Origin of the sequence: Gordonia sp. CPCC 205515 (genome assembly GCF_048537925.1) — a bacterium.
Taxonomy (GTDB): domain Bacteria; phylum Actinomycetota; class Actinomycetes; order Mycobacteriales; family Mycobacteriaceae; genus Gordonia.
In genome coordinates this window covers 438,151-444,221 of record NZ_JBCLVJ010000004.1, presented here as the reverse complement: position 1 = coordinate 444,221, position 6,071 = coordinate 438,151, and the positions used below count along the sequence as shown (strand labels likewise).

Genomic DNA, 6,071 nt, shown 5'->3' with positions numbered 1-6,071 from the left:
GCCCCCCCCCCGGTCCCCCCCCCCAACCGGGGACCGGGGCCCCGCCCGGGGGGCGTCCCCCCCGATTGCTGTGTAGCGATCTGCTATTCGCCGTGCCGTCCGGCGCCCGCCGCGAATCGCGTTGCGCCGGCGACCGAGTCGGCACGCAACGACGACATCCCGTGCTGCAGTTCGTTGCTCATGGCCGCGGCTTCGTCGAGCCCGGCCTGCTCGAGCATCGACAACCGGTCGTTTCGGAGGCAGGTCTGCGGCAACGACGACAACTCGTGAGCCAACGCAACAGCCGCGTCGAGCGAAGTACCGGTCGGCACAACCCGATTCACCAGCCCGATACTCGACGCTTCGTCGGCGGCCACGGCGCGGCCGGTGAGGATGAGGTCCATCGCGTGACTCTCCCCGATCAGCCGCGGCAACCGGACGGTGCCGCCGTCGATGAGCGGCACACCCCATCGTCGGCAGAAGACCCCCAACACGGCATCGTCGTCGGCGACCCGGAGATCGGCCCACAATGCGAGTTCGAGCCCACCGGCCACCGCGTGACCGGAGATCGCCGCGATCACCGGCTTGGACAATCGCATGCGCGTGGGACCCATCGGGCCGTCGCCGTCGGCCTCGACACGATTCGGCGTGCCGGCCGAGATGGCCTTGAGATCGGCTCCGGCACAGAACGTCCCACCGTTGCCGTGGAGCACGGCCACCGAAGCATCGGGGTCGGCGTCGAAGCGGCGAAACGCGTCCGTGAGAGCCTCTGCGGTCGCGCGGTCGACCGCATTACGCACCTCCGGCCGATCGATCCCGATGATCCGTACCGGACCGTCGGACCGTTCGATCACGCTGTGTGCTGCCATGACCCTCCCTGCTCGATGAATGGATGAATGACTCAGCGCCGCAACGTCTGCGACGGGGTGGCCCCATATCGGCGGCGATAGGCGGCGGCGAAGCGGCTGGGGTTGCTGAAACCCCACCGCGCGGCGACATCGGCGACGGTGCCCTCGCCGCGTTCGAGGTCGAGGTGGGCGTGTTCGAGCCGGATATCGGTGAGCGCCCGCGTCGGGGTGGTCTCGACGTACTCCGCGAACGCCTCCTGCAACCGGCGCACACTGGTGCCGCCGATCGCCGCCATCTCGGCCAGTGTCCACGGCCGCCCGGGGTCGTCGGTGACGGCATCGAGCACCCGCTTGACCATGCCCGGACGCAGATGCCCATCGACCTCGGCCGACTCCGGCATCGCTGCGAGCAGGAACGCACTGGTCACCGCGCTCGCCAGCTGCGGCCCGACGAGCGGATTGGCCAGCAGGTCGGTGGGTTCACGCAACTGCGCCGACAATGCCTTGATCAGGCCGAACCACGACGCCCCGTCGTCGGCGGCGACGTCGATCTGGTCCGGCAACGACAACCGTCGTCGGATCGGCGCCACATGAATCCGGTCGGCTTCCTGCTCGAGTCGGTCGACGTCGAACTTGACGCCGATGACCTGGCAGTCTGCGGTCCAGTTGGTGATCAACGACGGATGGTCGGCGCGGAAGATGGTGCCGTGGCCGGGAGTCGAGACGATCTCGCCGTCGTCGGACCGCGAATGCAGCCGACCCGTCAGCGGGATATTCACCTCGTAGGCACCAGGGTATTCGCAGGCGATCGACACCGCGGTGCCCCAGGTCATCCGGCCGATCGTGACGCCGCCCAGCTCGACGGTGCGCAGCGACAGGTCGACCTGCTCACGGCCGTCGAGCGCGGTGAGCTCATGCGGGAAGTAGACATCGGCGACCGCGCGGTGCGCCGCCTCCCAGTCCTGGGTGCCGACGACCTGCTGCGACGCGGGCTGCTGCGTTTTCATCGTTTCTGTGTTGTACCGCATCTGCTGTACGTAGAGCGACCCACATCACATTCTTCTCGCGCGATGCGTATCGGCTTCGCGCAATCCGTATCGATCCACAGCCTGCCTGGTCCTAGCGTCGGTCCGCATCCCCACCAGCCCACCGATGAAGGAGTTACCTTGACTGCCACCCTCTCCTGGCTCGACGACATCACCATGACCGAACTCGAGCGCAATCCGTATCCGATCTACGAGCGGCTGCGCACCGAGTCCCCACTGGCCTATGTGCCGGTCCTCGGCTCGTACGTGGCCAGCACCGCGGAGATCTGCCGCGAGATCGCGACCAGCGGCGACTTCGAGGCCATCATCACCAAGGCCGGGGGCCGCACGTTCGGGCATCCCGCGGTGATCGGCGTCAACGGCCCCATCCACGAGGATCTGCGGTCGATGGTCGACCCGGCGTTGCAGCCGCAGGAGGTCGATCGGTGGATCGACGATCTGGTGCGCCCGATCGCCCGGCGTTACCTCGAGGAGTTCGAGAACGACGGCACCGCCGAACTCGTCGCCCAATACTGCGAGCCGGTCTCCGTGCGTGCACTCGGCGACCTGCTCGGGCTGCACGACGTCAGCTCCGACACGCTGCGCGACTGGTTCCACAAACTGTCGCGGTCGTTCACCAACGCGGGCGTCGACGAGAACGGCGAGTTCACCAATCCCGCGGGGTTCGACGAGGGCGACGAGGCCAAGGCGGAGATCCGCGCGATCGTCGACCCGAAGATCGATCACTGGATCAGCCATCCCGACGACAGCGCCATCAGCCACTGGCTGCACGACGGCATGCCCGACGGGCAGACCCGCGACCGCGACTACATCTATCCAACGCTGTACGTCTACCTGCTCGGCGCCATGCAGGAGCCGGGTCATGCGATGGCCTCGACGCTGGTGGGGCTGTTCACCCGTCCCGACCAGCTCGAGGAGGTCGTCGACGAGCCGGGGCTGATTCCGCGGGCGATCTCCGAAGGCATGCGGTGGACGTCGCCGATCTGGTCTGCCACCGCGCGGGTGAGCACCAAAGACGTTGAGGTGGCTGGCGTCTCACTACCGGAAGGGTCGGTGGTGCTGCTGTCCTACGGTTCCGCCAATCACGACAACACCGTCTACGACGCGCCGTCGGCCTACGACCTGTCGCGGCCGCCGCTGCCGCACCTCGCATTCGGTGCCGGCAATCACGCCTGTGCGGGAATCTATTTCGCGAACCATGTGTGCCGGATCGGGCTGGAGGAACTGTTCGACTCGATCCCGAACCTGGAGCGCGACACCAACTCCGACGTCGAGTTCTGGGGTTGGGGTTTCCGCGGACCGACGTCGCTACACGTCACCTGGGAGGTCTGAGATGGGTGCGCATTCGGTGCAGGTCGTCGGATCTGCGACGCAGAGCGTGGAATGCAGTGATGATCAACGACTTCTGGACGCCTTTCTGCGCAGCGGCGTGTACCTACCGAACTCCTGCAACCAGGGAACCTGCGGCACCTGCAAGGTAAAGGTGTTGTGCGGCATCGTCGATTCGCCCACCCCGTCGGAGACCGTGTTGTCGGCCGACGAGCAGACCGCCGGCTACGTCTTGGCCTGCCAGTCGACGCCGCGGTCGGACGCGCAGATCGAGGTGCCACTCGACACCGGGGCGGGTCCCCGACACGAGCTGCGCGATCTGGTCGGGGTGGTCCGCGAGATCCGCGAGGTTGCCGACGAGACCGTGTCGGTGCACGTCGAACTCGATGCACCACTGGACTTCTCGGCGGGTCAGTACATCGAGTTCACGGTGCCGGGTACCGCCGCGGTGCGGCAGTATTCGATGGCCAACCCGCCGTCGTCGGGCGAGCTCCTGGAGTTCCATGTGCGTCGGGTGGCCGATGGTCTGGCCACCGACGGGTGGATCTTCGATTCCCTGCAACGCGGGCATCAGATCGAGATGCGCGGCCCCTGGGGCGATTTCGTGCACGATCCCGACGCGGACGGCCCGATGATCCTGCTGGCCGGCGGCACCGGGCTGGCACCACTGAAATCGATTGCGCTGCATGCCATGGCCCTCGACCCGGCACGGGAGATCCACCTCTACCACGGGGTTCGGTACCGCTCCGATCTCTACGACGTCGACTTCTGGGCAGACCTGGCCGACCGCCATCCCGGGGTGCACTACACCCCGTGCCTGAGCCGCGAGGGCGGGCACGGGCGACGCGGCTACGTCGGCGACATCGTGATCGAGGACTTCACCACGCTGCGCGGCTACTCGGCGTACCTGTGCGGTCCGCCCGCCATGGTCGACGCCGGCGTCAAGGCCTGCAAGCGACGCCGCATGTCCGGCCGCAGCATTCACCGCGAGAAGTACACCCCGGCGCCGGTCGCCGCCGAGTCGATACCCGCGTGAGGTACGTCTACTTACCTACCTCGGCGATCGACGTCAACACCGTCACCTTGCCATCCACCGTGGGGTCATCGGCCGCCGAATCGTGATCGGCGAGGGTGAACTGCTTGAGGTTCGCCAGGTTCAGGAAGAACGCCGAGTCCTCGGCGCTCGTCGCCAGCGCAATCGGTTCGCGGTCCCGAACGACCTGCCGGAGGAATTGCAGCACGTCGGGCACGGATTCGGTGAACAGCAGGCGGATGTCGATCTCGTCGGAGCTCAGCAGCGTAGGCATGTGGTCATCGTCACACACAGATCGGGCCGCGGCGGCCGGTTACCCGAAGCAGGCCTGGAGACGAGGAAGCCCTGACCTGGGTAATCCCTGGTCAGGGCCTCTTCTGCAATCTCAACCTTGCGTCGGGGTGGCGGGATTCGAACCCACGACCTCTTCGTCCCGAACGAAGCGCGCTACCAAGCTGCGCCACACCCCGTGTGTAGCCTGCGATAGCTTACCCCCACGATCGGCGCACTACTAAATCGGCTGGTCAGAGGCCATGTTCGAAACCGATAGCGCTTCATGACGGAACTGTTACACCCAACCCGCACGATATGTCGGCTCTACGTCCACGCACTATTTACCCTGTTCCTGCACGATCGTCCCGATCGTTGACCGCATATCGAAAGGCTCATCATCATGACCCTCCCCGATCAAGACATCGACCACAGCGTCAAAGAGGGATTCACCTTCGGCGTCTCCATCGTCGCTGCCGCGCTGCTGTTCGTCGCCGGCCTGGTCGCCGTCTTCCAGGGCATCTCGGCCATCGCCAACGACGAACTGTTCGTCGCCGGACCCAACTACATCTACCAGTTCGATCTGACGACGTGGGGCTGGATTCACCTGATCCTGGGCATCATCGCCGTCGTCGTCGCGGGCGGGCTCGCCGTCGGCGCCGACTGGGCGCGAATCTCAGCGATCATCATCGCGTCACTGTCGATCATCGCGCAGTTCCTCTGGCTGCCCTACTACCCGCTGTGGGCGATCCTGATCATCGCCCTGGACATCCTGGTCATCTGGGCGGTCGCCAGCTGGAAGCCGTCGGCCACCGGCTTCTGACCCGGCCACCGGTCAGCGACAGCGGGGCCGGGGTCGATCCCATCCGGATCGGCCCCGGCCCCGAATCGTATGCACAACTCAACCAAAGGAGCTCTGCATGCGTCCCTCACGCCGTGTGACCCGATCCCTGGCCGCGCTCGTCGCCGGATTGATTGCCATCGGCACGCTGTTCACCGTCTCCGCACCGGCGTCGGCGGCACCGCTGCAGCCGGTCGCCAAGCTCGATCCCCAGCGCTATCTCGGCCAGTGGTGGCAGCTGGCCACCGTTCCGTCGTTCTACGGCGTGCGCTGCGCCAAGGACACCAACGCCACCTACACACTCATCAACAAGACGACGGTCGGCGTCAACAACCGGTGCACCTCCTTCACCGGACAGCCCGACGGCGTCACCGGCAAAGCGTATGTCCTCGACACCAAGACCAACGCCCAGCTGAACGTACAGATCGACGGTGTCCCGAAGTTCCCCGGCATGGACCGGGTGCCCAACTACATCGTCGCCTGGACCGAGGACGGTAAGGACCCGAAGGGGCCCTACGAGTACGCGATCGTCGGTGATCCGACCCGGACCTCGGGTTTCCTGTTGTCACGCAAGAAGGTCGTGTCGAACGCCGAACTCCATCGACTGCGCACCAAGGTCGAATCCGTCGGGTTCAACTCCTGCACCTTCCTGATCTCCCCGACCACCGGCGGGCGAACCGACTACTCGCCGCTCTGCACCGTCTGACGCGCGTCACACCGTAGGC

At 66.2% G+C, this 6,071-nt stretch carries 7 protein-coding genes and 1 tRNA gene; 4 read left to right on the top strand and 4 right to left on the bottom strand.

From position 1 onward, the window contains the following. Nucleotides 1–83: 83 nt before the first annotated feature. Both AAFP30_RS07320 and AAFP30_RS07315 read right to left on the bottom strand, forming a co-directional pair. Entirely contained in the window at nucleotides 84–848 is a 765-nt protein-coding gene (locus tag AAFP30_RS07320; protein ID WP_419229204.1) for a crotonase/enoyl-CoA hydratase family protein, read from the bottom strand. 32 nt (nucleotides 849–880) lie between these two features. Further along, nucleotides 881–1,834, bottom strand: a complete 954-nt coding sequence (locus AAFP30_RS07315) for an AraC family transcriptional regulator (RefSeq protein ID WP_419229203.1) — start codon at nucleotides 1,832–1,834, stop codon at nucleotides 881–883. A 159-nt stretch (nucleotides 1,835–1,993) separates the two neighbouring features. Between AAFP30_RS07315 and AAFP30_RS07310 the strand changes: the two genes are divergently transcribed. Both AAFP30_RS07310 and AAFP30_RS07305 read left to right on the top strand, forming a co-directional pair. Further along, nucleotides 1,994–3,205 carry a cytochrome P450 gene (locus tag AAFP30_RS07310; protein ID WP_419229202.1) on the top strand — a complete coding sequence of 404 codons (1,212 nt, stop codon included), beginning with the start codon at nucleotides 1,994–1,996 and terminating at the stop codon, nucleotides 3,203–3,205. A 1-nt stretch (nucleotide 3,206) separates the two neighbouring features. Continuing rightward, nucleotides 3,207–4,238, top strand: coding sequence for a 2Fe-2S iron-sulfur cluster-binding protein (locus tag AAFP30_RS07305; protein WP_419229201.1), 1,032 nt, complete (start codon nucleotides 3,207–3,209; stop codon nucleotides 4,236–4,238). 7 nt (nucleotides 4,239–4,245) lie between these two features. Here the strand turns inward: AAFP30_RS07305 and AAFP30_RS07300 are convergent, their stop codons facing one another. Together AAFP30_RS07300 and AAFP30_RS07295 are read right to left on the bottom strand one after the other, a co-directional pair. After that, nucleotides 4,246–4,509 carry a hypothetical protein gene (locus AAFP30_RS07300; protein WP_419229200.1) on the bottom strand — a complete coding sequence of 88 codons (264 nt, stop codon included), beginning with the start codon at nucleotides 4,507–4,509 and terminating at the stop codon, nucleotides 4,246–4,248. Between the two features lie 122 nt (nucleotides 4,510–4,631). Continuing rightward, a tRNA-Pro gene (locus AAFP30_RS07295) sits at nucleotides 4,632–4,705 on the bottom strand. 200 nt (nucleotides 4,706–4,905) lie between these two features. Here AAFP30_RS07295 and AAFP30_RS07290 point away from each other — a divergent pair. Together AAFP30_RS07290 and AAFP30_RS07285 are read left to right on the top strand one after the other, a co-directional pair. After that, nucleotides 4,906–5,328, top strand: a complete 423-nt coding sequence (locus tag AAFP30_RS07290) for a DUF7144 family membrane protein (RefSeq protein WP_419229221.1) — start codon at nucleotides 4,906–4,908, stop codon at nucleotides 5,326–5,328. A 97-nt stretch (nucleotides 5,329–5,425) separates the two neighbouring features. Beyond that, nucleotides 5,426–6,052, top strand: coding sequence for a lipocalin family protein (locus AAFP30_RS07285; RefSeq protein WP_419229199.1), 627 nt, complete (start codon nucleotides 5,426–5,428; stop codon nucleotides 6,050–6,052). Nucleotides 6,053–6,071: the final 19 nt, after the last annotated feature.

What these genes read in the sequence shown, in the direction of transcription:
- AAFP30_RS07320 (WP_419229204.1), bottom strand. Translation starts at nt 848, where the DNA reads ATGGCAGCACACAGCGTGATCGAACGGTCCGACGGTCCGGTACGGATC.
- AAFP30_RS07315 (WP_419229203.1), bottom strand. Translation starts at nt 1,834, where the DNA reads ATGAAAACGCAGCAGCCCGCGTCGCAGCAGGTCGTCGGCACCCAGGAC.
- AAFP30_RS07305 (WP_419229201.1), top strand. Translation starts at nt 3,207, where the DNA reads ATGGGTGCGCATTCGGTGCAGGTCGTCGGATCTGCGACGCAGAGCGTG.
- AAFP30_RS07300 (WP_419229200.1), bottom strand. Translation starts at nt 4,509, where the DNA reads ATGCCTACGCTGCTGAGCTCCGACGAGATCGACATCCGCCTGCTGTTC.
- AAFP30_RS07285 (WP_419229199.1), top strand. Translation starts at nt 5,426, where the DNA reads ATGCGTCCCTCACGCCGTGTGACCCGATCCCTGGCCGCGCTCGTCGCC.